Source organism: Pseudomonas orientalis (assembly GCF_002934065.1).
Taxonomy (GTDB): domain Bacteria; phylum Pseudomonadota; class Gammaproteobacteria; order Pseudomonadales; family Pseudomonadaceae; genus Aquipseudomonas; species Aquipseudomonas orientalis_A.
Window position 1 is genome coordinate 4,120,618 of sequence record NZ_CP018049.1, and the last position, 25,612, is coordinate 4,146,229.

At 60.3% G+C, this 25,612-nt stretch carries 21 protein-coding genes; 15 read left to right on the forward strand and 6 right to left on the reverse strand.

The genetic code is table 11. From position 1 onward, the window contains the following. The first annotated feature begins 3 nt into the window (after positions 1 to 3). Positions 4 to 642, forward strand: a complete 639-nt coding sequence (locus BOP93_RS18445) for a LysE family translocator (protein ID WP_104504035.1) — start codon at positions 4 to 6, stop codon at positions 640 to 642. On the opposite strand, the gene BOP93_RS18450 is transcribed toward BOP93_RS18445, so the two are convergent. Continuing rightward, a complete protein-coding gene (locus tag BOP93_RS18450; RefSeq protein WP_157943528.1) occupies positions 617 to 5,887 on the reverse strand; it encodes a dermonecrotic toxin domain-containing protein in 5,271 nt (1,756 codons plus the stop codon). The two genes, BOP93_RS18445 and BOP93_RS18450, sit on opposite strands and share 26 nt — an antisense overlap. 143 nt (positions 5,888 to 6,030) lie before the next feature. Next, complete coding sequence (gene uraH, locus BOP93_RS18460) at positions 6,031 to 6,384, reverse strand: hydroxyisourate hydrolase (RefSeq protein ID WP_104504042.1); 354 nt, start codon at positions 6,382 to 6,384, stop codon at positions 6,031 to 6,033. A 437-nt stretch (positions 6,385 to 6,821) separates the two neighbouring features. Here uraH and puuE point away from each other — a divergent pair, with 437 nt between their 5' ends. The 7 genes from puuE (at position 6,822) to BOP93_RS18495 (ending at position 13,816) form a co-directional block, all read left to right on the forward strand. Next, on the forward strand, positions 6,822 to 7,748 hold the full coding sequence (gene puuE / locus BOP93_RS18465; RefSeq protein ID WP_104504045.1) for an allantoinase PuuE: 927 nt from the start codon (positions 6,822 to 6,824) through the stop codon (positions 7,746 to 7,748). Beyond that, positions 7,745 to 8,260 (forward strand): 2-oxo-4-hydroxy-4-carboxy-5-ureidoimidazoline decarboxylase, encoded by a 516-nt coding sequence (gene uraD / locus BOP93_RS18470; RefSeq protein ID WP_065887947.1) that lies wholly within the window; start codon positions 7,745 to 7,747, stop codon positions 8,258 to 8,260. Before puuE ends, uraD begins: the two co-directional genes overlap by 4 nt. A 41-nt stretch (positions 8,261 to 8,301) precedes the next feature. Continuing rightward, the gene (gene alc / locus BOP93_RS18475) at positions 8,302 to 9,297 is read left to right on the forward strand and encodes an allantoicase (protein ID WP_104504047.1); all 996 of its coding nucleotides are present in this window, start codon (positions 8,302 to 8,304) and stop codon (positions 9,295 to 9,297) included. Positions 9,298 to 9,442: 145 nt separating this feature from the next. Further along, on the forward strand, positions 9,443 to 9,946 hold the full coding sequence (locus BOP93_RS18480; protein ID WP_104504050.1) for an ureidoglycolate lyase: 504 nt from the start codon (positions 9,443 to 9,445) through the stop codon (positions 9,944 to 9,946). 51 nt (positions 9,947 to 9,997) lie between these two features. Continuing rightward, entirely contained in the window at positions 9,998 to 11,281 is a 1,284-nt protein-coding gene (locus BOP93_RS18485) for a urate hydroxylase PuuD (protein ID WP_104504053.1), read from the forward strand. A gap of 176 nt (positions 11,282 to 11,457) precedes the next feature. After that, the gene (locus BOP93_RS18490) at positions 11,458 to 12,804 is read left to right on the forward strand and encodes a nucleobase:cation symporter-2 family protein (RefSeq protein WP_104504055.1); all 1,347 of its coding nucleotides are present in this window, start codon (positions 11,458 to 11,460) and stop codon (positions 12,802 to 12,804) included. Between the two features lie 226 nt (positions 12,805 to 13,030). Then, complete coding sequence (locus BOP93_RS18495; RefSeq protein WP_104504057.1) at positions 13,031 to 13,816, forward strand: outer membrane protein OmpK; 786 nt, start codon at positions 13,031 to 13,033, stop codon at positions 13,814 to 13,816. 108 nt (positions 13,817 to 13,924) lie between these two features. Here the strand turns inward: BOP93_RS18495 and BOP93_RS18500 are convergent, their stop codons facing one another. Next, positions 13,925 to 15,055: a patatin-like phospholipase family protein gene (locus BOP93_RS18500; RefSeq protein ID WP_104504059.1), complete on the reverse strand. Its 1,131-nt coding sequence runs from the start codon at positions 15,053 to 15,055 to the stop codon at positions 13,925 to 13,927. Between the two features lie 160 nt (positions 15,056 to 15,215). Next, the gene (locus BOP93_RS18505; protein WP_104504061.1) at positions 15,216 to 16,151 is read right to left on the reverse strand and encodes a lipid A biosynthesis lauroyl acyltransferase; all 936 of its coding nucleotides are present in this window, start codon (positions 16,149 to 16,151) and stop codon (positions 15,216 to 15,218) included. Between the two features lie 119 nt (positions 16,152 to 16,270). Here BOP93_RS18505 and minC point away from each other — a divergent pair, with 119 nt between their 5' ends. From minC to BOP93_RS18535, 7 genes are all read left to right on the forward strand, one after another. Further along, positions 16,271 to 17,008 carry a septum site-determining protein MinC gene (minC, locus tag BOP93_RS18510; protein WP_065887940.1) on the forward strand — a complete coding sequence of 246 codons (738 nt, stop codon included), beginning with the start codon at positions 16,271 to 16,273 and terminating at the stop codon, positions 17,006 to 17,008. Between the two features lie 200 nt (positions 17,009 to 17,208). Further along, positions 17,209 to 18,021 carry a septum site-determining protein MinD gene (minD, locus tag BOP93_RS18515; protein ID WP_065887939.1) on the forward strand — a complete coding sequence of 271 codons (813 nt, stop codon included), beginning with the start codon at positions 17,209 to 17,211 and terminating at the stop codon, positions 18,019 to 18,021. Positions 18,022 to 18,024: 3 nt separating this feature from the next. After that, on the forward strand, positions 18,025 to 18,279 hold the full coding sequence (minE, locus tag BOP93_RS18520) for a cell division topological specificity factor MinE (protein WP_003175252.1): 255 nt from the start codon (positions 18,025 to 18,027) through the stop codon (positions 18,277 to 18,279). Between the two features lie 200 nt (positions 18,280 to 18,479). Continuing rightward, positions 18,480 to 19,115: a pseudouridine synthase gene (locus BOP93_RS18525; RefSeq protein ID WP_104504063.1), complete on the forward strand. Its 636-nt coding sequence runs from the start codon at positions 18,480 to 18,482 to the stop codon at positions 19,113 to 19,115. A 185-nt stretch (positions 19,116 to 19,300) separates the two neighbouring features. Further along, positions 19,301 to 20,590, forward strand: coding sequence for a M18 family aminopeptidase (locus BOP93_RS18530; protein WP_104504065.1), 1,290 nt, complete (start codon positions 19,301 to 19,303; stop codon positions 20,588 to 20,590). 598 nt (positions 20,591 to 21,188) lie between these two features. Beyond that, positions 21,189 to 21,365 carry a hypothetical protein gene (locus BOP93_RS27645; protein ID WP_167400620.1) on the forward strand — a complete coding sequence of 59 codons (177 nt, stop codon included), beginning with the start codon at positions 21,189 to 21,191 and terminating at the stop codon, positions 21,363 to 21,365. 66 nt (positions 21,366 to 21,431) lie between these two features. After that, complete coding sequence (locus tag BOP93_RS18535) at positions 21,432 to 23,603, forward strand: mechanosensitive ion channel family protein (RefSeq protein ID WP_104504067.1); 2,172 nt, start codon at positions 21,432 to 21,434, stop codon at positions 23,601 to 23,603. Between the two features lie 107 nt (positions 23,604 to 23,710). Here the strand turns inward: BOP93_RS18535 and BOP93_RS18540 are convergent, their stop codons facing one another. Further along, a complete protein-coding gene (locus tag BOP93_RS18540) occupies positions 23,711 to 23,932 on the reverse strand; it encodes an MbtH family protein (RefSeq protein WP_057721389.1) in 222 nt (73 codons plus the stop codon). Positions 23,933 to 24,014: 82 nt separating this feature from the next. Further along, complete coding sequence (locus tag BOP93_RS18545; RefSeq protein ID WP_104504069.1) at positions 24,015 to 25,415, reverse strand: aspartate aminotransferase family protein; 1,401 nt, start codon at positions 25,413 to 25,415, stop codon at positions 24,015 to 24,017. Between the last annotated feature and the right edge of the window lie 197 nt (positions 25,416 to 25,612).

A 25,612-nucleotide genomic window follows, 5' to 3' on the forward strand; every position in this document is an offset into this window, starting at 1 on the left:
TAGATGAACCTGGATACCTGGCTGCTGTTCAGCGGCGCTGCGCTGGTGGTGATCCTGATCCCCGGCCCGTTGTCCCTGCTGATGATCAGCAACAGCCTCAACTATGGCCTGCGCCGCTCGTACCCGGCGTTCCTGGGCGGGGTGTTTGCCTCGATCTGTCTGCTGAGCGCCTCGGCCCTGGGCCTGGGCGCGCTATTGCTGGCCTCCGAGCAGTTGTTCAGCGCATTGAAGATCGTCGGCGCGCTGTACCTGTTCTATCTCGCCTGGCAAAGCTGGCAGCAATCGCTTCTGCCGAGCGAAGGCGCCGAAGTTCCGCAATCGCCGCCTGTGCCACGCTTTCGTGCGTTGTTTGGCCGGGCCTTCGTACTGGGCGCCAGCAACCCCAAGGACATCCTGTTTTTCGCTGCCTTCCTGCCGCAGTTTCTCAGCGTCGAGCAGGCGTTTTTACCGCAATTACTGATCATGATCGCCACCTGGACGGTACTCGACCTGCTGTGCAAGTTGGCTTACGGCTTGGGTGCCCATGGTGCTGCGCGGTATTTGCGCAGCGGCAAGGGCCAAAGCTGGTTCAACCGCATCAGCGCCACCTTGTTCGGCAGCGCCGGCGTGGTATCGCTTATCGGGGCGAGGGGCTCACTTTGACGAAATAGACGGTGGGAGAAAGCGCCCTCTTGGTCGGCCATTGAATGCCTGCCACGATCCGAACCAGGCGCCCTTCGTCCAGCGCGAGCTTGACGCCCTCCAATGAAAGCGCATTGGACTGTTTGCTGAGTGCGTCGTTAAACCAGAGATCCGAGAGTCGGGTATTTATCTGCATACTGCCCTCCTCCACCCAACTGGGTGACACGTAGTACAGCTGGTTTGAGTTGGGATGAGTCGCGATCAGATCATCCATTGCCCTACCGTGCTTCACTTTCACTTCGCGGACATGGAAACCCTGCTGTTCCAATACGCTCTTGATTGCCGCGCGTTGGGCAGTGCTTCGCTCAACCGCGACCGACCGGCCACCGAATAAAAGCGAAGGGTCTAATCCAGACACCTGAAAATCAACACGGGTGAAACCAGGCGCTTCTCCTTCGTAACCGATGTGTATCCTGGTGTACGGCTTTTCAGTGGGCCGCAACATTCGCAATAAATCATCTGTCTGGCCAATCTTCCCCTGGGTCGAGGTTAACCACGTGTCCAGTGTCGAACGCACATTGAGCAAGTGAGTGGCCGTTACCTGGCGCGTAGAGCCAGACAACTCAATCAGCCTTTGGGCGGTGAACCTTCGGCTATTGACGGTCATGGTAGGGAATGCCGTACCGATATGCTGCTCCAACGGCCTGTCAAACAAGGGCGCATGGAACCGCCATTGGTTCGTAAGGGTGTTATAGGACGCCGGGAGGGGTTGTTCCGCGATGTCAGTGGTTGTCCAACGCCCAATATCAACCCGTGCGGCTGAAACCGGCGCCCAGTCCTTGGTGATAAACACGATACCCGTCAACGGCGCCTGATCACCTCGGGGAAGCAACCTGTAATAAACGTTCGAAGGGTCCCTCACGTGGGTATAAAGAGGCGCCACCCTGAGAACATAGTGAGCCCCCCTGCGGGCATCCACCCCAACGTAAAACACCCCAGGTGCCGCAGAAACCAGACCCGCGTCCAACTCAGGTGAAATACGCCAACTGAACCAGCTGTCCCCCATTGCAGACGACTGAACAATAGCGTTTTCAGTCACCGTGCGCGCAGTGGCTGGCCGCCAGCTCGGCCCGGCTGCAGGCCACGGTTGAAGGGCTGCCGAACTGCTCCCCGCCACCGGTTGAGGGGCGTCAGCGCCGAGGAGCCATTCCCTGCCCTCATGGATGTCTAGAATCAGTTCATTCTCCCCCGGCACCTGTTTATTTTTCAGGCGCAACGACCGCTCATTGTCGCGCCGGTAAACCGGATAATGGTGGGTGTCATCCGCTACGAACAGCGCGCCATTTTTTACATAGACACCTTTTTCACCCGGCCCTTTCAACGCCACGGCGCCCTCGGGAATCGTTTTGACTTTAAACCGATCGAAGACTTTGAGTTGAGTCAGAGGGGGCGGTTTCGAGCGGGAAAGCCCACCGAGCACGGTCATGCGCAAACGGTGTATTCGCCCCAGTAACACGCTGGGTGCAGCGCGCTTCACGCCGACTACGGCACCGCCACGCATCTTGGGACCGGGTATAAAGTTCATTAACAGATCAATCACCAGAAATGCACTCATAAAGCCCACGTCAATTGCATCGTGGGCATTGCCAAAACGGTGATAGCGCCGCGCCACTAGCAGCAGCTCGTAGAAATCATTGAACATCCCGAAGAGCGGAGAAAAAAAGGCAACCAGTCGGCGCCTAGTGGTTTCGCTCTGCTCACCCAGGCGACGGCTGCGATACTCATCCAATGCCTTGCCGGAATTACTGGCAGCCTGGACCCGACGCTTGCACTCCAGCACATTTGCGTCATACAACAATCCCAGAGCGTTGCTGTGGGACGTGGCGACAATAGCCAGCCAATCCTGCGGTTTACTGGCAATCTGCTCAAGGGTTACCTTTTCAATCTCATCCGGTAACGCCGTGGGTTCCAGGTGCTTGATACTGAAGGAGCGAACAAACTGGATGCCCTGCCATATCCCTTTGACCATGACAAAAACCGGTATGAAATCAGCCACAAAGGTGGCAGCGCCGAGCGTATTAACCTTACCCGGATGATGGGTTATAGCCTGAAATGCCCAGCCGGGTGCGACCTGGCTAGCCAGTACCTTGGTGTTTTCAGGCTGCGCGCCAATACGGTTCAGTTCAGCATGGGCTTGTTTCAGGCTGCTGTACTCGGTGAGGACCAGCGCGGGCGGAGCGTCTGGCCAATAGACAACGCAATGCCCCGAACGCTGGTCCCGCACTACCACTATCCCTGCGATATAGCGGTCATGCTGCATCGTGTGTCCCACCAGGTGAAGCACATGGAGTTGCAACTCATACTGGTTTTTCAACAAGTCCGGCGGCGTGCGTGCTGCCATCGCGGTGTTGAAAATGCTTTGCGCAGTCTCCGTCAGCCCCTGCTGCTTTGCCAACAACAGATGATGCTCAGAACCGGCGTGCAACGTGCGGTTCAATAACTCAGGAATACGCCCTACGCTAAGCGTGTGGCGTTTATCGCCAGGCGGGTAAAAAACCTGGTTGATCAACGAGTCATACTGGCCGCCGATATCCAGCGAGGCCATCGTACGGATCAAGTAAGCAGCATTCAGTTGTTCTTTCCATTGCGGTTGCAAAAACCGGGCATGATTGAGTCGCCACTGTGTCCAGGGCGCCAGCGGGTCCAGGTTATGCAGCGTCAGTTGCAACACACTGTAAGTGGTGCGCGTAAGCGTCGGGGTTAATTTTATGTTGCGATCACCTACGGTACAGCCACTTGTCCATCCACAGTAACTGCCCTGAACATCATCGGGGATATCGATGAACGGCTGGTCGATATCGAACTGCGCAGGTATGCCGTCCAACCGCAGTCGAGCGGTCAAGGCTCGACGAGCGAAGGTTTCCAGATCGGGCAGTTGGTGTTCAAGCCTGGTCTTGAATGCAAAGGCGCTGCTCAGGTGAAGGCGCTGCGAACGCCTGAATTTTTTACGCAGGTATTGCGAGGCGCGCTCAAGCCATACGGGCAGTTTTTTTGCTTGCAGTGCGACTTGCCGTAACAGCTCGACATTGGCCTGAGCAACACTCTGGGCATCGCTGAGAGGAACCTTAAGCTGCTCTTGCAGCTTAACTATCAGCAAGGCGCGGCTCATCTCGGCATCCTTCACTTCGCTGAATAAACGCGTGATGTCTTCGGTGCTGTTGTACAAGCGATCGTAGCATCCAAGCAATTTCTTGATCGAAGCCATTGCAGGCTTGCCATTGACCGGAAGGTAGCGCACAGCCAACGTTTCACGCTGCGCATGTGCGCGCAAGTCGTTACGCTTGTCGCGCTCGACATAGCCCCACAACAGGGAGCCATCCCGACTGCTAAGGCTCGCCTTGAGGCTTTGGGTCAGAGCGTCCAGCCCGGAAAAGCCCTTAACCCCGCCCTCCATTCCGAAACCGCATAGAACCACCGGGAGCTGACGCAACGGCACTCGCACCGCCGGGGCTGTGGTCACCACCCACATGTTATGGAGTGGGTAGAAGGCATCCGGATCGTTGCCAATCGCAACCGACAGCACTTGGGTTTGACTGTCGGGGCGTTTGGACGGCAAAGGCTGCTCAATGACTTCGATGATCAGATCTCGATGCGCGCGGCTCAGGCGCTTGAGTCGATGCTGCAACTGAACCTCACAGCGTAGCGCCTCGATTTGGGCGTTCATGAATAACGTGCCCCGCCTGAACGTACCCTCCCCACCAGGGCGCTCAGCCCAAAACGCCACATCGAACAGCCGTTGCTGCGCACCCTGCACCAACCTATCCAACGTTTGGCCATGGGTCTTGAGCTCAGACACCAGAGAAACAAATTCCTGATACGCGGGCGTATCCTTGCTCAGATCATCCGGATCCAGCAACGCGACCAATCCTTTTTCGTAACGTTTGACCTGATGCTTCAGGGTGTACCGGGCCAAGCCTGGCGCAGCACTGCCAAAGATTATTTCGGTGTGTCGTCGTTGCTGGTCCCATTTGAGCAACTGCTCACGAAGGAAGCCAAGTCGAGCACTGCCGATAAGCTGCTGCCTGTTACCCTCCACACGTGCGAGTACAGCTGCTGCCTCCAAAGGCCGAGGCCGCTTTGCTGCAGGCACATGGTCGTGATTGATCATCACGGCACAGGCCAATTCATTGCTCCATTGCCCGTCCAGCAACGCCTGCGCGCCAAGCGCCAGCGCATCCTCCATGAGTTCCAGGCCGCGAACGACACCGGACACCGGGGCCAACTCTGCGGGCCGACACAACACATGGCGGCGACTTAATGGCAAGCACTGCCAGAGGTCGTTAAGGAAAGACTTGTCCAGCGCCAACAAGCCGCACTGAAGCGCGACGAAAGAGGGGTACTCGTAGAAATTTCGCGCCACACCGGGTAGGTAGACGACATGAGGCGCGTCGCTGGGGTCTCCCTCACGATAGAAATGCAAGGCTGCGGGGATAGCCACCGCAGGCGTACCCGGCCACATCAACTGCCCCACTCGCACATTGGCCCACTCCCCGCCGGCGCGCTGCCTTGCTTCAGCGGTCGGAGCATCGATCACGGCTTGTACCAAAGCCAATCCCGCACGTGATATTTCGTCCAGTTGCCGTGCGATATAGGCCCGGTCAGCAAAGAGCACCTGGTACAACGCTACCCAACGTTCCCGGCGCGTAAGCCACGAGCCGTACTCCAGAGCGCCCCAATAGTCGCTTACTGCGCGGCCCAAGCGTTCAAGCAACCCCAGCGCAATGACTCTGCGCAGGGCTTCCAAGGGTGTATAGGGCAATCGGCGACCAGACTCTCCCTTGACGCTGAGGGTGGTGAATTGATTGATATTGATAGGTACCGAGGGGCGAGCCAGCAACAACATTGCCCGATCGGTCAAGCTGTCGACTTTCTGGGGCGCGTGCAGTTGCTTAATCTCGGTGAACAATAGGCTGTCCGGGTCAATTTCAAACGCTTTGCGCAGTTGGCTGCGGACCACTTTCAGGACTTTTGGCGAGCGCCCCAGCAGCTTTTTGAGAGCGTTTGCCGACTCGCTGCATCGCGAGTCAACAAGATCAAGCTGATTGATCAGGCGGCTGGGATGAGCATAGGTGTTAATCAGCCCTTTTAGCTGGTGGCGCATTGACCGCAACTCGGTTTCACGAAGAACTACCGATTCATCATCGGCAACGTCGAGCGAGTCATTGGAAGAGGGCGCGGCACCCGGGTGTTCAGGAAACGAGGTCATGGTGTTTTCTTCTCCAAGAGGAAAAAACCAGACTAGGCATTACTGATATTCAAAAGGAGCTAGATAGTTGAACAAAAAAAGCCCGCAGTGTGCGCGGGCGAAACCAACGAAGAGCATTTTGGGGTGTGAAGCGAGGTGACGACTCAGCTACCGCGATAAGTGGAGTAGCTGTAAGGCGAAATCAGCAGGGGCACATGGTAATGATCCTGTTCGGCACTGATGCCAAAGCGCAGTACCACGACGTCCAGAAAAGCCGGCTCGGGCAACTGCACACCGCGGGCACGGTAGTAATCACCAGCGTTGAACTGCAGCTGGTACACGCCACTGCGGTAGTCGTCACCTTGCAGCAGCGGCGCGTCGCAACGGCCATCGCTGTTGGTGATGGCGGTGGCAACCAGTTCCAGCTGCGCGCCTTCGACGCGATACAGCTCAACCTTGATGGCGCTGCCGGGGCAGCCGTGCGCGGCGTCCAAAACGTGTGTAGTCAAACGTCCCATGGCTTGTATGCGCCTCCCGAAGTCAGTCATAGAGAAACCCGCACTCTTTCAGGGCAGTGAAAAAGCCGGCGATGACTGATTAAGACACTTTTCTAAAAAATTGTACACAATAAATTCCGCAGCCTTCCAATCCCCTGTAGGAGCGAGCTTGCTCGCAAAAAACGCCAACGATAACGCGGGCTCGTAGGATAAAAATGTCGCCCTCAGGTTTTCGCGAGCAAGCTCGCTCCTACAGTGGAGTTTTTCGCCTTTAGCTGACCAGTCAGGCAAGTTTCTTGCAAGCGTTGGAAGAAAGACCATTCAAAAAAAATGCAGAAATGCAGGCTTACAAAGTTTGCGATAAGTTGTATACAATCACTCATCGCTGTGACGCCACTCAGTCTTTCCACTGCCCGGCCGTTACACATCTGCTACCACGAACAAGAAGGAAGACTGCAGTGAGCGCTGACTACCCACGCGACCTGATCGGTTACGGCAGTAACCCTCCTCACCCCCACTGGCCGGGCAAGGCACGCATCGCGCTGTCGTTCGTACTCAACTACGAAGAAGGCGGCGAGCGCAATATCCTGCATGGCGACAAAGAGTCCGAAGCCTTTCTTTCGGAAATGGTCTCGGCCCAGCCGCTGCAAGGCGCGCGCAACATGAGCATGGAGTCGCTGTACGAATACGGCAGCCGTGCCGGGGTGTGGCGCATCCTCAAGCTGTTCAAGGAATTCGATATTCCGCTGACCATTTTTGCCGTGGCCATGGCCGCCCAGCGCCATCCGGATGTGATCCGCGCCATGGTCGCCGCCGGCCACGAGATCTGCAGCCACGGCTACCGCTGGATCGACTACCAGTACATGGACGAGGCCCAGGAACGCGAGCATATGCTTGAAGCGATCCGCATCCTCACCGAACTGACCGGTGAGCGCCCGCTGGGCTGGTACACCGGGCGCACCGGCCCCAATACCCGGCGCCTGGTGATGGAGGAAGGCGGCTTCCTGTACGACTGCGACACCTACGACGACGACCTGCCCTACTGGGAACCCAACACGCCAACCGGCAAGCCGCACCTGGTGATCCCTTACACCCTGGACACCAACGATATGCGCTTCACCCAGGTGCAGGGTTTCAACAAGGGCGATGACTTTTTCGAGTACCTCAAGGACGCCTTCGACGTGCTGTATTCCGAAGGCGCCGAGGCGCCGAAAATGTTGTCCATCGGCCTGCACTGCCGCCTGATCGGTCGCCCGGCGCGCCTGGCGTCGCTCAAGCGCTTTATCGAATACGCCAAAAGCCATGAACAGGTGTGGTTCACCCGCCGCGTCGACATCGCCCGTCACTGGCACGCAACCCACCCGTTCACGGGAGCCGCCAAATGACCACGTTTCAGACACTGACGCCCTCGACCCTGAGCCGTGACGCCTTCGTCCAGGCCTTCGCCGATATCTACGAACACTCGCCATGGGTCGCCGAAAAGGCCTACGACCTGGGCCAGGATGCGTCGATCGACCAGATCGAAACCCTGCACCAGCGCATGAGCGATATCCTGTTGAGCGCTGATCATCAAAGCCAGTTGGCCCTGATCAACGCTCACCCGGACCTGGCAGGCCGCGCCGCCGTCCAGGGCCAACTGACCCAAGCCAGCACCGATGAACAAGCCGGCGCGGGTATTCACCAATGCACGGCCGAAGAGTTCTCGCGCTTCACCGAGCTGAACGAGGCCTACAAGGCCAAGTTCAAGTTTCCCTTCATCATGGCGGTAAAAGGCAGCAACCGGCACCAGATCCTCGCCGCGTTCGAAACGCGCATCCACAACTCCGCCGACGCCGAGTTCAAGTGCGCGCTGGACGAGATCAACAAGATCGCGCTGTTCCGCTTACTGACCCTCTAAACGACCATCCCCAGCCACTCTATCCAAGGCAGACAAGAAGAATGAAAGCGCAACCCGTACCTTTCGAGAAGTTCGTCAACCTCGCCGACGCCCGCCTGGGCACCAAAATCATCTCCGTGACCGATGACTGGTTCGCCGACGCCAACCGCCTGTTCCAGCCGACTCCGGCTGTGTGGAAGGAGGGCGTTTTCGATGATAACGGCAAGTGGATGGACGGCTGGGAGTCGCGCCGCAAGCGCTTCGAAGGCTACGACAGCGCGGTGATCCGCCTCGGCGTACCGGGTTCGATCAAAGGCGTGGACATCGACACTTCATTCTTCACCGGCAACTATCCACCATCGGCGTCCCTGGAAGCCTGCTTCCTGGTTTCGGGCGAGCCTGACGAGAACACCCAATGGGTGGAAGTGCTGTCGGCCGTCGAACTGCAAGGCAACAGCCATCACTACCACGAGATCAACCACGCGCAGGCGTTCAGCCACCTGCGCTTCAACATCTACCCGGATGGCGGCGTGGCCCGTCTGCGCGTGTACGGCGTGCCGTTCCGCGACTGGTCCGCCGTGGGCGACAACGAACAGGTCGACCTGGCTGCTGCCTTGAACGGTGGCCGCGCGCTGGCCTGCTCCGATGAACACTTCGGGCGCATGAGCAACATCCTCAACCCGGGCCGTGGCATCAACATGGGCGACGGCTGGGAAACCGCGCGTCGGCGTACGCCAGGTAACGACTGGGTGATCGTCGCGCTGGGGCACCCCGGCGAAATCGAAAAAATCATCGTCGACACCCTGCACTTCAAGGGCAACTACCCGGACACTTGCTCGATCCAGGGCGCGTTCGTCAAAGGCGGCACCGACAGCCAGATCGAGACCCAATCGCTGTTCTGGCGCGAACTGCTGCCGGCGCAGAAGCTGGAAATGCACGCCGAACACACCTTCGCCGAGCAGCTCAAGGCGCTGGGGCCGATTACCCACATCCGCCTGAATGTGTTCCCGGATGGCGGTGTGAGCCGCCTGCGCGTCCTGGGCAAAGTATCGAAGTAATGCTGAGACTGTAGGAGCGAGCTTGCTCGCGAAGACCGTCAACGATAACGCGCCCATCCTGGATAAACGCGGTGTCCTTGAGTTTTTCGCGAGCAAGCTCGCTCCTACAAAGATTCAATAACAACTCCAGATTAAGAAGACAGCCATGCGCACACTGATGATCGAACCCTTGACCAAAGAAGCCTTCGCCCCTTTCGGAGACGTTATCGAAACCGATGGCAGCGATCACTTCATGATCAACAACGGGTCGACCATGCGCTTTCACAAACTGGCGACGGTCGAAACGGCGCAGCCCGAAGACCACGCCATCATCAGCATTTTCCGCGCCGACGCGCAGGATATGCCGCTGACCGTGTGCATGCTGGAGCGACACCCGCTGGGCAGCCAGGCCTTCATTCCGCTGCTCGGCAACCCCTTTCTGATCGTGGTCGCGCCCCTTGGCGATGCACCTGTATCAGGCTTGGTCCGCGCCTTCGTCACCAACGGCAGGCAGGGCATCAATTACCATCGCGGCGTCTGGCACCACCCGGTGCTGACGATCGAAAAGCGGGATGACTTCCTGGTGGTTGATCGCAGTGGCACAGGCAATAACTGCGATGAGCATTTTTTTGAAGAGGATGAGCGGTTGATCCTCGCCCCCCACCAATAAGAGAAGGTCTGATCACCCGACAACAAGGGTGACAGGCGAGAGGTAAAGACTGTGGAAGCACATCTGTTGGAATGGCTGAACCTGAGCGTGCGCTGGGTTCACATGATCACTGGCGTCGCCTGGATCGGCGCTTCGTTCTACTTCGTCTGGCTGGAAAACAACCTCAACCGCGTCAACCCCAAGAGCGGCCTGGCCGGTGACTTGTGGGCGATCCACGGTGGCGGTATCTACCACCTGGAAAAGTACAAACTGGCCCCGCCGACCATGCCGGACAACCTGCACTGGTTTAAATGGGAAGCCTATTTCACCTGGATGTCGGGCGTTGCGCTGCTGTGCGTGGTGTTCTATTGGAACCCGACGCTGTACCTGCTGGCCCCCGGCAGCGCATTGAGCGGCACCGAAGGCGTGTTGCTGGGCATCGGCTCGCTGTTCGCCGGCTGGTTCATCTATTCCTTTCTCTGCGACTCAGCCCTGGGCAAGCGCCCTGCCCTGCTCGGCCTGATCCTGTTCGTGCTGCTGATCGCGGCGGCCTACGGCTTCAGTAAGGTGTTCAGCGGTCGTGGCGCCTACCTGCACGTGGGCGCGGTGATCGGTACGATCATGGTGGGTAACGTGTTCCGTATCATCATGCCCGCCCAGCGCGCCCTGGTGGCGGCCATTGCCGAGAACCGCACGCCGGACCCGGCACTGCCGGCCAAAGGCTTGCTGCGTTCGCGCCACAACAACTACTTCACCCTGCCGGTGCTGTTCATCATGATCAGCAACCACTTCCCGAGCACCTACGGCAGCCAATACAACTGGCTGATCCTCGCCGGGATTGCGGTGGCGGCGGTGCTGGTGCGGCACTACTTCAACACCCGGCACAACAGCCAGAAGTATGCCTGGACCTTGCCGGTGGGCGCGCTGGCGATGATCAGCCTGGCCTATGTGACCGGGCCCAAGCCGGCTGAACCGATCGCCAAGGCACCGGCTGCCATCGAGTACCAACCCCTGCCGGAAACCGCCTTGGGCGGTGGCTTGAAACCGGCCGCGCCCGCCGCACCGGCCGCTGAACCGGCACCGGCCCAGGCCGGCACCGACTTCGGCCAGGTGCACCACGTGATCGAGCAACGCTGCACGGTGTGCCACTCGGCCAAACCCACCAGCCCGTTGTTCAGCACGGCACCGGCGGGCGTGATGTTCGACACACCTGAGCAGATCCAGCAGCAGGCTGCACGCATTCAGGCGCAGGCCGTGGCGAGCCAGATCATGCCGTTGGGCAACATTACTCAAATGACCCAACAGGAACGGGATCTGATCGGCACCTGGATCAATCAAGGAGCCCGCACCAACTAATTGATTCACACAGTTCCAATGTGGGAGGGGGCTTGCCCCCGATTGCAGTGTGCCAGCCAGCACACCTGTAACTGATCAACCGCCATCGGGGGCAAGCCCCCTCCCACATTTGGTACTGCTGTGTTTTGAAGATTGCGCTCCACACAACACAACAATAAAAAGATCCGAGGTGTTGCATGTCCCAGTTAGAAACGCAGACTCCTGCCGCGCCCGCCATGGTGCGGCTGCCCCTCTTGCAATTGATTCTGGTAGGCCTGCAACACGTCTTGCTGATGTACGGCGGCGCCGTCGCCGTGCCCTTGATCATTGGCCAGGCCGCAGGCTTGAGCCGTGAGGAAATCGCTTTTCTGATCAACGCCGACCTGTTGGTCGCCGGTATTGCCACCCTGGTGCAGTCGTTCGGCATCGGCCCGGTGGGTATTCGCATGCCGGTGATGATGGGCGCCAGTTTCGCCGCCGTCGGCAGCATGGTCGCCATGGCCGGCATGCCCGGCATCGGCTTGCAGGGCATCTTCGGCGCGACCATCGCCGCCGGGTTCTTCGGCATGCTGATCGCGCCGTTCATGTCCAAGGTGGTGCGCTTTTTCCCGCCGTTGGTGACCGGCACGGTGATTACAGCCATTGGTTTGTCGCTGTTTCCGGTGGCCGTGAACTGGGCCGGTGGCGGCAGCGCGGCCGCTACGTTCGGCTCGCCGGTGTACCTGGCGGTCGCCGCGCTGGTGCTGGTCACCATACTGCTGATCAACCGTTTCATGCGCGGCTTCTGGGTGAACATCTCGGTGCTGATCGGCATGGGCCTGGGCTACGCGTTGTGCGGTGTGATCGGCATGGTCGACCTCAGCGGCCTGGCCCAGGCGCCGTGGGTGCAGGTGGTGACGCCGCTGCACTTCGGCATGCCCCGGTTCGAGCTGGCGCCCATTCTGTCGATGTGCCTGGTGGTGGTGATCATCTTTGTCGAATCCACCGGGATGTTTCTCGCCCTGGGCAAGATCACCGGCCAGGAGGTCACGCCAAGGATGCTGCGACGCGGCCTGCTGTGTGATGCCGGTGCGTCATTCTTCGCCGGTTTTTTCAACACCTTCACCCACTCCTCGTTCGCGCAGAATATCGGCCTGGTGCAGATGACCGGCGTGCGCTGCCGCTCGGTAACGATCATGGCCGGGGTGTTTTTGATCGTGCTGAGCCTGTTGCCCAAGGCCGCCTACCTGGTGGCCTCGATACCGCCGGCGGTGCTGGGCGGCGCGGCGATTGCCATGTTCGGCATGGTGGCGGCGACCGGCATCAAGATCCTGCAGGAAGCCGACATTGCCGACCGGCGCAACCAGTTGCTGGTGGCGGTAAGCATCGGCATGGGCCTGATCCCGGTGGTGCGCCCGGAATTCTTCGCGCAATTGCCGATGTGGATGAGCCCGATCACCCACAGTGGCATCGCCATGGCCACCCTCAGCGCGTTGTCGCTGAATATCCTGTTCAACATTCTCGGCGGTGCCGAGCGCCCTGCCGTTGAGCACGTCCACACCTGACGCACGCCCCATTGTCGCCCTGTGCGCGCCGTAACGGCGCACTTGAGCCCTGACGTGGGAGCCAGTATTCTCCGCGCCCGCTTGAATCGACGGTTTTTTACCGCCTTGGCGCGGCTTTTGCTGTAGCCATAAAGCTGACCAATCAGACGAGTTTTCAGCAATACCCAAGGCGCCGTATCAGAGCGCCAGATTAGAAAAACATAAAACTTTAACTCGGGAGCACCGAATGAAACCTATGTTCAAAGGCCTGATGCTGGCGGGATCCCTGCTGGCCGGCGGTCAAGCCGTGGCCGGTGATGTGTTGCAGTGGCAGAACAACAGCCTGACGTATCTGTGGGGCAAGAGCTTTACCGTCAACCCGCAGATCCAGCAAACCGTCACCTTCGAACATGCCGACGCGTGGAAGTACGGCGACAACTTCTTCTTCCTCGACCGCATCTTCTACAACGGCAGGGAAGACGGCAACGTCGGTCCCAATACCTACTACGGCGAGTTCAGCCCACGCTTGTCGTTCGGCAAAGTCCTGGACAAGGACCTGTCATTCGGCCCGATCAAGGATGTGTTGCTGGCCTTCACTTACGAGTTCGGCGAAGGCGATAACGAGTCGTACCTGCTGGGCCCGGCGTTTGACTTGAATATTCCGGGTTTCGACTATTTCCAGCTGAACTTCTACCAGCGCCAGACCGAAGGCAACCGCCCTGGCGACGGCGTGTGGCAGATCACCCCGGTGTGGTCCTACACCATTCCCGTGGGCAGCTCCGATGTGTTGATCGACGGCTTCATGGACTGGGTCGTGGACAACGACAAGAACGCCCGTGGCACTTATCACGCCAACCTGCACTTCAACCCGCAGGTCAAATACGACCTCGGTAAAGCGCTGCATTGGGGCGACAAAAAGTTGTACGTAGGTTTTGAATACGACTATTGGAAGAACAAGTACGGGATCGAGGACTCGGGTGCGTTCAAGACGACCCAGGACACCGCAAGCTTCCTGGTGAAATACCATTTCTAAAAAACACTGTTGTACAAATGTGGGAGGGGGCTTGCCCCCGATGGCGGCGATTCAGTCACAGATACTGTGAATGACACACCGCTATCGGGGGCAAGCCCCCTCCCACATTCAGCTCTGCGTCAGGCCGAGGAATCGGATGATTTCCTCACGCTTGGCCAGCGCATCCTTGCGCCCCAATTCGATCAGTTCGCTGCAATACCCCGCCTCGAACAGCAAGTAACTCAACACCCCCGCCCCACTGGTTTTGGTCGCCCCCGGCCCCCGCAGGAACATGCGCAACGCCGCCGGCAATTCCTGGCGATGCCGTGCCGCGATTTCGTCGATCGGCTGGCTGGGCGCAATCACCAGCACCTCCACCGCCGCCAGCTCGGGCGAGACATCGCTGAATTGATTCAAGCGCTCCAGCAATTCGATATCGCTTTCCAGGCTGTCAATGAACGTGCTGTTGAGCATGTGGCCGCCGATCTGCGCCAGGGTCGGCTCCTGGCCGGTATAGGTGCGCGGCATCGAGGGTTCGTTGCCGCGCGGGTTACCGCTGACGCCGACCACCAGCACGCGGCTGGCGCCCAGGTGCAGGGCCGGGCTGATCGGGGCCGACTGGCGCACGGCGCCGTCACCGAAGTATTCCTGGTCGAGTTTCACCGGGGCGAACAGCAAGGGAATCGCCGAGCTGGCCAGCAAGTGCTCAACCGTGAGTTGCGTCGGCACGCCGATGCGCCGATGGCGCAGCCAGGCGTCGATGGTGCCGCCGCCTTGATAGAAGGTCACCGCCCGCCCGGATTCATAGCCGAACGCGGTGACCGCCACGGCGTGCAGATGCTGGCCCCGAATGGCTTCATCGATGCCCGCCAGATGCAGTTTGTCCTGCAGCAAGTCGCGCAGCGGTGAACTGTCGAGCAACGCCACCGGAAATCGCCTGCCCAGGCCCAACAGGCTATGAAACAGAAAACGACTGGCCTGGCGGATCACGCCCGGCCAGTCGCTGCGCAGCACCAGATGGCTGCGAAAGCCTTGCCAGAACGTAGTAAGGCGCTCGATAGCGGCAGTGAAGTCCGTCGCGCCACTGGCCAGGGTGACCGCATTGATCGCCCCGGCCGACGTGCCGACGATCACCGGAAAGGGATTGGGCGCCCCCGGCGGCAGCAACTCGGCAATCGCCGCCAACACCCCTACCTGATACGCCGCACGCGCCCCACCGCCGGAAAGAATCAAGCCTGTGACCGGTTCAGCTGGGCGCATTGCGTCACTCCATGTGGCAAAAAATTGGGCTTAACAACGTCACATCATTGTAGGAGCGAGCTTGCTCGCGAAGATCGCCAATGATTACGCGTACATCCCAGGTGAACGCGGTGCTATTGGGTTTTTCGCGAGCAAGCTCGCTCCTACAGTGACAGCAGGGTTATCGACGGCGTTTTTCGTACAGCTTGGGTTCACCCGGTGGCCGGCTCTTGAAGCGCCGGTGGGTCCACAGGTATTGCGCGGGGCAGTCGCGCACCGAGGCTTCGACCCATTGGTTGATGCGCAGGCAGTCGATTTCGTCGGTTTCCCCCGGGAAATCGGTCAACGGTGGATGGATCACCAGGCGGTAACCACTGCCATCGGCCAGGCGTTCCTGGGTGAACGGCACCACCAGGGCCTTGCCCAGGCGCGCGAACTTGCTGGTGGCCGTTACCGTGGCGGCCTGGATACCGAACAGCGGCACGAAGATACTTTGCTTGGCGCCGTAGTCCTGGTCCGGTGCGTACCAGATCGCTCGGCCGGCGCGCAGCAGCTTGAGCATGCCGCGCACGTCGTCGCGCTCCACCGCCAGGGAATCGAGGTTGTGGCGCTCGCGGCCACGGCGCTGGATAAAGTCGAACAGCGGGTTACCGTGTTCGCGGTACATGCCATCGATGGTGTGCTTCTGCCCGAGCAGGGCAGCGCCGATTTCAAGGGTGGTGAAATGCAGGGCCATCAGAATGACGCCCTTGCCTTCCAGATGCGCTTGCCTCAGATGCTCCAGGCCCTCGACATGGGCCAGGCGCGCCAGACGCGGCTTGGGCCACCACCAGCTCATCGCCATCTCGAAAAACGCGATACCGGTAGAGGCGAAATTGTCCTTGAGCAGGCGTTTGCGCGCTTTGGCGGATTTTTCCGGGAAACACAATTCCAGGTTGCGCGCAGCGATGCGGCGACGTTCACCGGCCACGCGATACATGCCGGCGCCCAGCAGGCGACCAATGGTCAGCAGCACGCGGTACGGCAGTTGGGTGACCAGCCACAACAGGCCCAGCCCCAGCCATAATGGCCAAAAACGCGGGTGAAGAAATACAGCTCGAAAACGCGGGCGATCCATTACAGATTCCGGTAAAGACAAGGGCCGCGCATTCTACAACGGTTCGACTCGGCTTGCGGCGGGTGAGTGTTCTCGTTATAAGTCTCGACACTTTTCGTGACAAGCCGCTTTAGCCGACCATGAGCCAAACCGAACCGCTAGACCAAGATCCCGTGTTCCAGCTGAAAGGCAGCATGCTCGCCATTACCGTGCTGGAACTGGCCCGCAACGACCTTGATGCCCTTGACCGCCAACTGGCCGCCAAGGTCGCCCTGGCGCCGAATTTTTTCAACAATGCCCCGCTGGTACTGGCCCTGGACAAACTGCCAGCAGGCCAGGGCGTCATCGACCTGCCCGGCCTGATGCGCGTGTGCCGCTCCCATGGCCTGCGTACCCTGGCCATTCGCGCCAGCCGCATCGAAGACATTGCCGCGGCCATCGCTATTGAACTGCCAGTATTGCCGCCGTCCGGTGCGCGCGAGCGTCCGCTCGAACCATTGGTCGGTGAAGAGAAGAAAAAACCGGAAAAACCACCTGAACCCTTGATCCGGCCTACAAAGATCATCACCTCGCCCGTACGCGGCGGACAGCAGATTTACGCCCAGGGCGGCGACCTTGTGGTGGTCTCCTCGGTCAGCCCCGGCGCGGAACTTCTTGCCGACGGCAACATCCATGTATACGGCCCGATGCGCGGCCGCGCCCTGGCCGGCATCAAGGGTGATACCAAAGCGCGTATTTTCTGCCAGCAGTTGACCGCTGAGCTGGTTTCCATCGCGGGTCAGTACAAGGTTTCCGAAGATCTGCGCCGTGATCCGCTATGGGGCGCTTCGGTACAGGTCAACCTGTCGGGCGATGTGTTGAACATCATCCGTCTTTAACGGATACTGCCGCATTTTCCAAGCATCTCTAGACTCTGATAGCAAAGCGAAACCGGCAATACTTGCGTAGGACTATTTGGAAGTTGGCGTTTCCCCTGGGCAAACCCTGGCTTTTCCCTACAAAGGCTGTCCGCCTGCAGCGAGTTCCAAGAGATGTTTTTCAGGGACCGAAAGTCCTTTTTCCTTAGGGGTGAAACACCTTGGCCAAGATTCTCGTGGTTACATCCGGCAAGGGTGGTGTGGGTAAGACCACCACCAGCGCCGCTATCGGTACCGGCCTCGCTCTGCGCGGCCACAAGACAGTCATCGTCGACTTCGACGTCGGTTTGCGTAACCTCGACCTGATCATGGGCTGCGAACGCCGCGTGGTGTACGACTTCGTCAACGTGGTGAACGGCGAAGCCAACCTGCAGCAGGCCCTGATCAAGGACAAGCGCCTTGAGAACCTGTATGTGCTGGCCGCCAGCCAGACCCGTGACAAAGACGCGCTGACCAAGGAAGGCGTAGGCAAAGTCCTCGCCGAGCTGAAAGAAACCTTCGAATACGTGGTATGCGATTCCCCGGCCGGCATCGAAACCGGTGCTCACCTGGCGATGTACTTCGCTGATGAAGCGATCGTCGTGACCAACCCGGAAGTGTCCTCGGTACGTGACTCCGACCGCATGCTCGGCCTTCTGGCCAGCAAGTCCAAGCGCGCCGAAGAAGGCCAGGACCCGATCAAGGAGCACCTGCTGCTGACCCGCTACAACCCTGAGCGTGTCAGCAATGGCGAAATGCTCGGCGTTGAAGACGTCAAGGACATCCTCGCCGTGACCCTGCTGGGCGTGATCCCGGAATCCCAGGCGGTCCTGAAGGCTTCCAACCAGGGCGTGCCGGTGATTCTTGACGACCAGAGCGACGCCGGCCAGGCGTACAGCGATGCCGTCGATCGTCTGCTGGGCAAGACCGTGGAACACCGCTTCCTCGATGTAAAGAAGAAGGGATTCTTCGAGCGTATCTTTGGAGGCAACTAAACAATGAAATTTCTCGACTTCTTTCGTGCCAACAAAAAGCCAAGTACCGCATCGGTCGCGAAAGAGCGTCTACAGATCATCGTGGCGCACGAACGCGGCCAACGCAGTACCCCGGACTACCTGCCAGCCTTGCAGAAGGAACTGGTCGAGGTGATCCGCAAGTACGTCAATATCGGTAACGATGACGTGCATGTCGCCCTGGAAAATGACGGCAGCTGCTCGATTCTGGAACTCAATATCACCCTGCCTGATCGTTGATCGAACAGGCGGCCGCCACGGCGGCTCTGCGACCTGGCCCCTCACCTTGTAGGAGCGAGCTTGCTCGCGAAGAACTCAACAGCACCGCGTTCATTCAGGCGAAACGCGGTGGCCTCAGGTTCTTCGCGAGCAAGCTCGCTCCTACAGGGTGAGGGGGCAGTCAGTGGAGCCGCCGTTGGCGTTTGTTACGAGGCTGTTTAATGCCGCTGTCCAACATCCATATCCTGCATCAGGACGACGCTGTCCTGGTGGTGAACAAGCCGACCCTGCTGCTCTCGGTGCCCGGTCGCGCCGACGACAACAAGGACTGCCTGATCACCCGCCTGCAGGAAAACGGCTACCCCGAAGCTCGCATCGTTCATCGGCTCGACTGGGAAACGTCCGGCATTATCCTGCTGGCCCGGGACGCCGATACCCACCGCGAACTGTCCCGCCAATTTCACGACCGCGAAACAGAAAAGGCCTACACCGCCTTGGCATGGGGACAGCCGGAACTGGACAGCGGCAGCATCGACTTGCCCTTGCGCTATGACCCACCGACCAAGCCGCGCCATGTGGTGGATCACGAATTCGGCAAGCATGCGCTGACCTTCTGGAAAGTGCTGGAGCGTTGCGGCGACTGGTGCCGCGTCGAACTGACGCCGATCACCGGGCGCTCGCACCAGTTGCGCGTGCACATGCTGTCCATCGGCCACCCGCTGTTGGGTGACGGCCTGTACGCCCACGAACAGGCCCTGGCTGCCTGGCCACGCCTGTGCCTGCACGCGAGCATGCTCAGCTTCACGCATCCACAGAGCGGCGAGCGCTTGCGCTTCGAGTGCCCAGCCTCTTTTTAAGGTGTTAACAAGGTCAAATGTAGGAGGGGGCTTGCCCCCGATAGCTGTGCATCAGCCACTGAATGTGGTAACTGATCCACTGCTATCGGGGGGCAAGCCCCCTCCCACATTTTGTTCTGTGTCAGTTCTAGACACCGAGTCAAACCAATACGGTAAACTCCGCGCATTGCTGTCTGGAGCTATTTATGCGCGATTCGTTGAATCAAGGCCTGATCGACTTCCTCAAGGCCTCCCCTACTCCTTTTCATGCCACTGCCGCCCTCGCCCAGCGCCTGGAAGCGGCCGGCTACCAGCGTCTCGACGAGCGCGACACCTGGACTACCGAAGCCAACGGTCGCTATTACGTAACCCGTAACGACTCCTCGATCATCGCCTTCAAACTGGGCCGCCACTCGCCGCTGCAAGACGGTATTCGCATGGTCGGCGCCCACACCGACAGCCCTTGTCTGCGCGTCAAGCCGCAGCCCGAGCTGCAACGCCAGGGTTTCTGGCAGTTGGGCGTGGAAGTCTACGGTGGCGCCTTGCTGGCCCCGTGGTTCGACCGCGACCTGTCCCTGGCCGGCCGCGTGACGTTCCGGCGCGACGGCAAGGTCGAAAGCCAACTGATCGACTTCAAGCTGCCGATCGCGATCATTCCCAACCTGGCCATTCACCTGAACCGTGAGGCCAACCAGGGATGGGCGATCAATGCCCAGACCGAACTGCCGCCGATCCTCGCGCAATTTGCCGGTGACGAGCGCGTGGACTTTCGTGCCGTGCTCACCGAGCAACTGGCGCGCGAGCATGGGCTCAATGCCGACGTGGTGCTCGACTACGAGTTGAGCTTCTACGACACCCAAAGCGCGGCCGTGATCGGCCTGAACGGCGACTTCATCGCCGGCGCGCGCCTGGACAACCTGCTGTCGTGCTATGCCGGGCTGCAGGCCCTGCTCACCAGCGACACCGAAGAAACCTGCGTGCTGGTGTGCAACGATCACGAAGAAGTCGGCTCCTGCTCGGCCTGCGGCGCCGATGGCCCGATGCTGGAACAGACCCTGCGCCGCCTGCTGCCAGAAGGTGAAGAGTTCGTACGCACCATTCAGAAATCCCTGTTGGTGTCGGCAGACAACGCCCACGGCGTGCACCCGAACTACGCCGAGAAACACGACGCCAACCACGGCCCGAAACTCAACGCCGGCCCGGTGATCAAGGTCAACAGCAACCAACGCTACGCCACCAACAGCGAAACCGCCGGATTCTTCCGCCACCTGTGCATGGCCCAGGAAGTACCGGTGCAGAGCTTTGTAGTACGCAGCGATATGGGCTGCGGCTCGACGATAGGCCCCATCACCGCCAGCCACCTGGGTGTGCGCACCGTCGACATCGGCCTGCCCACGTTTGCCATGCACTCCATTCGCGAGCTGTGCGGCAGTCATGACCTGGCGCATCTGGTGAAGGTGCTGGGTGCGTTCTACGCGAGCCGCGACCTGCCCTGATCTGCCAGGCTGACTCGGTCAAAAATGTGGGAGGGGCGGTGCGACGATTCGACTTGCCCCCGATGGCGGAGTGCCAGTCACTGCATCTGGTGACTGATCCACTGCCATCGGGGGCAAGCCCCCTCCCACATTTGGATCGCGGACCGGCAAATGATACCGGTCGGCTCTAAGGCCGCCGCGCTTTTGATCTTGATCTCAGGCGCCCCGTTAAACCACGCTGGCCGAACGCAGGCTTGAATTCGTGGGTAACCCGGCAGGACGCCGGGTTAGCCGCACTGGGCCAGGGATGGCCCATTGCGGCGGCCCACGGATTCAAGCCTGCGTTCGGGCACACCGAGCATTAGCGAGGTGCCGAGTGGTGGGGCAAGAGCGTTTTGCTTACTTTTGCGCTTTTCAAAAGTGAGCCGCTGTAAAAGCGGAACCATTAGCAGCCGTTACCGCAGAAACGGATATGTACTCGGTCTGATCCAACACCCTGGTCGGCCCAGAGGCCGCCATCGGGGGCAAGCCCCCTCCCACAATGATCTGCATCACCTGCACTTTCCGCAATCGGGCCTAGACTTGTCAGAACTTCCACTGCGACAAGGCCGTCACCCCCATGATCTCCATGTCCTCGTTCCACACCATGCTGATCCCCATCCTGGTCGGCATGATCATGCTCGCCGTCGGCTTCAACTTCCGCGACAACCCCCTTGGCGTATTCGGCATGTGGGTCGGCATGCTGCTGATCCTCGGCACCGTGGTGTACAAGATCCTCGCCAAATTGGCGCAATGACACTCGCATCTGGCATAGCGGCCTCGTACACTCGGTCCATTCATCGCTTTCAAGGTTGACCGCCTCGTGCTTTCCCGTCTGTTTGCCCTGCCCCGCTACCTGCTGATCACCCTGCTCATAATGCTGCCGCTGACGTCCGCCCAGGCGGTGGGCTTGCCCGGGATGCTGGGCGGGTCCAACAAGGCTCAACCCCAGGCCGAGGTGCCCCTGGGGCAGTCGCTGGACGAGGTGATCAAGACCCTGGAGAACGACCAGCAGCGCACCCAGTTGCTGAGCGACTTGAAAAAGCTGCGCGCCGCCACGCAAAAAGCCCAGCCGGCGGCCGAGCTGGGTGTGCTCGGCCTGATCGGCAGCACGCTGTCGGGCTTTGAACAACAGTTCTCCGGCGCCGACAGCCCGCTGGGGCGCTGGTCCAATGAAGTCGACCTGGCCAGGGATGAACTCAGCGCATTGATGATGCCGGCCAACGAATGGTTGCCGATCATCTTTGGCTTTGCGCTGATCCTGGCAGTGTGGAGCCTGCTGGCCGCCGCGCTGATCTGGCTCAGCCACCGCGTGCGCGAACGCTTCGGCCTGCCCGAGGAACTGCCGCAACACCCACGCACCTGGGACATGCTGCGCTTCGCCCTGCGCAAGCTGGGCCCGTGGTTGATCGCCTTGGTGATCACGGTGTACCTGAGCTACGCCCTGCCTTCGTCCCTGGGCAAATCCCTGGCGATGGTGCTGGCTTATGCCCTGGTGGTTGGCACCTGTTTTTCGGCGATCTGCGTGATCGCGTTTTCCCTGCTGGACGGCCCGCACCGCCACCGCGCCCTGTATATCCTGCGCCACCAGGCCTTCCGCCCACTGTGGTGGATCGGCAGTTTTGCCGCCTTTGGCGAAGCCTTGAGCGACCCGCGACTGGTCGCGGCGCTCGGCCAGCACCTGGCGCATACGGCTGCGACGGTTGCCAATGTGATGGCCGCGCTGTCCACCGGCGTCTTCATCCTGCGGTTCCGTCGGCCGATCGCCCACCTGATCCGCAACCAGCCGCTGTCGCGCCGTCTGACGCGTCGCGCCCTCACCGACACCCTCTCGATCATCGGCACCTTCTGGTACCTGCCGGCGCTGTTGCTGGTGGGCATTTCGCTGTTCGCCACCTTCCTTTCCGCCGGCGACAGCAGCACCGCCCTGCGCCAGTCCCTGCTGTGCACGGTGCTGCTGGTGTTGTGCATGGTGATCAACGGGCTGGTGCGACGCCACGCCCTCAAACCGCAACGCGGGCACAAGCGCCATGCGCTGTACTCCGACCGCCTGAAAAACTTCGTCTACACCCTGGTGCATCTGGTGGTGTGGCTGGTGTTTATCGAGTTGGGGCTGCGGGTCTGGGGCCTGTCGATGATTCGCTTTACCGAAGGCGACGGCCATGAAGTCAGCGTCAAGCTGTTCGGCCTGGGCGGGACCTTGCTGTTCGCCTGGCTGATCTGGATCCTCAGCGACACCGCGATCCACCACGCACTGACCCGCTCACGCAAAGGCCTGGCCAATGCGCGTGCGCAGACCATGATGCCGCTGATCCGTAACGTGCTGTTCGTGACGATCTTTATCATTGCGGCCATCGTCGCCCTGGCGAACATGGGCATGAACGTCACGCCGCTGCTGGCCGGTGCGGGTGTCATCGGTATCGCCATCGGTTTTGGTGCACAGTCGCTGGTGGCGGACCTGATCACCGGCCTGTTCATCATTATCGAAGACTCCCTGGCCATCGATGACTACGTGGACGTCGGCGGCCACCTGGGCACTGTCGAAGGCCTGACCATTCGTACCGTGCGCCTGCGCGATATCGACGGCATCGTGCACACCATTCCGTTCAGCGAAATCAAGAGCATCAAGAACTATTCCCGCGAGTTCGGCTACGCGATCTTCCGCGTGGCAATCCCCTACAACATGGAGATCGACGACGCGATCAAGCTGATGCGCGATGTCGGCCAGGCCATGCGTAACGACCCGCTGCAGCGCCGCAATATCTGGTCGCCGCTGGAGATCCAGGGTGTGGAGAGTTTTGAATCAGGCAGCGCCATCCTGCGCGCGCGGTTCAAGACCGCGCCGATCAAGCAATGGGAAGTGTCGCGGGCGTTCAACCTGTCGCTCAAGCGGCATCTGGATGAAGCCGGGCTTGACCTGGCGACACCGCGCTTGAGCGTGCAGGTGGTGACGGGGGGACAGGAAAAAGAAAGGCCTGAAGTCAACGCGAATTAATTGTGGGAGGGGGCTTGCCCCCGATTGCGGTGTGTCAGTTGATGCATCTGTAACTGATCCACTGCCATCGGGGGCAAGCCCCCTCCCACATTTTTGAACGGCGGTGTTCAGGCGAGTGCAGCGCCATCCATCTTTTGACGCAGGCTCAGCGGACGCATATCCGTCCAGTTCTCTTCGATATAGGCCAGGCACTCTTTCTTCATGCCGCTCTTGCCCACGGTGCGCCAGCCCTCCGGCACGGCCTTGTAGTCGGGCCAGATCGAATATTGTTCTTCGTGGTTGACCACTACCTGAAACAGGATGTCGTCGCGGTCAAATACTGAGGTCATTGCGGTTCTCCGTCGCTCAAAGGCCGGCTGCGCACCATGCGCAGCACTGATATCTGTAGAAACGTATCAAGAGCCAGGAAAATTAGACGCTGGCGACCGCCGCCGCCAGGGCGCGCCCGAAGATCTCGGCGACGCGGTCGATCTCGGCGGCGGTGATCACCAGCGGCGGCAGGAAGCGCACCACACTGCCGTGCCGCCCGCCCAGCTCGAGGATCAGGCCGCGCTTGAGGCATTCACGTTGCAGCACAGGCGCGAGCTGGCGATGCACCGGTGGATGGCCCTGGATGTCGCACGTGCCATTGGGGTCCACCAGTTCCACGCCGAGCATCAACCCACGCCCGCGAATATCGCCCAGGTGCGCAAAGTCGCGCTGCAGGATGCGCAAGTGTTCGCCCAGGCGCTCGCCCATCGCCGCCGCATGCGCGGCCAGGTCGTGCTCCTTGAGGTAGCGCATCACCGCAGACCCCGCCGCCATCGCCATCTGGTTGCCACGGAAGGTGCCGGCATGGGCGCCCGGCAGCCAGGTGTCGAGCCAGTCGCGGTAGACCACCACCGCCAGCGGCAAGCTGCCGCCGATGGCCTTGGACATCACCACCACGTCGGGGATGATTCCCGCGTGCTCGAAGGCAAACATTTTGCCGGTGCGGCCAAAGCCACTCTGGATCTCATCGACGATCAGCGCGACACCCGCCTGTTCGGTGATGCGTCGCAAGCCGCGCAGCCAGTCGAGATCCGCCGGCACTACACCGCCCTCGCCCTGCACCACTTCGACAATCACCGCCGCTGGCGGCAACACGCCGGCTTCGGGATCGTTGAGCAGGTTTTCCAGATAATGCAGGTTGACCCGCACCCCTTCCGCGCCCCCCAGGCCGAACGGGCAGCGGTAGTCGTAAGGGTATGGCAGAAATTGCACGCCATTGCCGAGCAACGCGCCCAGGGGTTTCTTCGGCCCGAGGCTGCCCATCAGGCTCAACGCGCCCTGGCTCATGCCGTGATAACCGCCCTGGAACGACAACACCGTACTGCGCCCGGTGGCGGTGCGTACCAGTTTCAAGGCCGCTTCCACCGCATCGGTACCGGTGGGGCCGCAGAACTGGATCTTCGCCTGCCGCGCCAGCTCCGGCGGCAACAGGCCGAACAGGTCCTGCACGAACTGGTCCTTGACCGGTGTGGTCAGGTCCAGGGTGTGCAATGGCAACTCGTCGCTCAGTACCTGTTGAATGGCCTGGATCACCACCGGGTGGTTATGCCCAAGCGCCAACGTGCCGGCGCCGGCCAGGCAATCAATGAAACTGCGGCCTTCCACGTCTTCCACGTAGATACCCTTGGCCCGCTTGAGCGCCAATGGGATGCGCCGCGGGTAGCTGCGGGCGTTGGACTCCTGCTGGCGCTGACGGGCCAGCAGCGGGGTTTCGTCGAACTGATAGAGCGTCTCGCTGGCGTGCACAGGCGCGGCTTCGATGGGGCTGGTGGCGACTGACATCTCTCGATCCCTCAGGTGGTGATCCGTGGGAGTGGGGAATACGCACGGACTTCATGTTCTGAAGACGCATCAGCGAGAAGAGGATTTAGGGGCCGGTGTCAGGTAACTGATGAATGAAAATCCAAATGTGGGAGGGGGCTTGCCCCCGATGGCTGTGGTTCAGTCACTTATTTTTTGAATGACACACCGCTATCGGG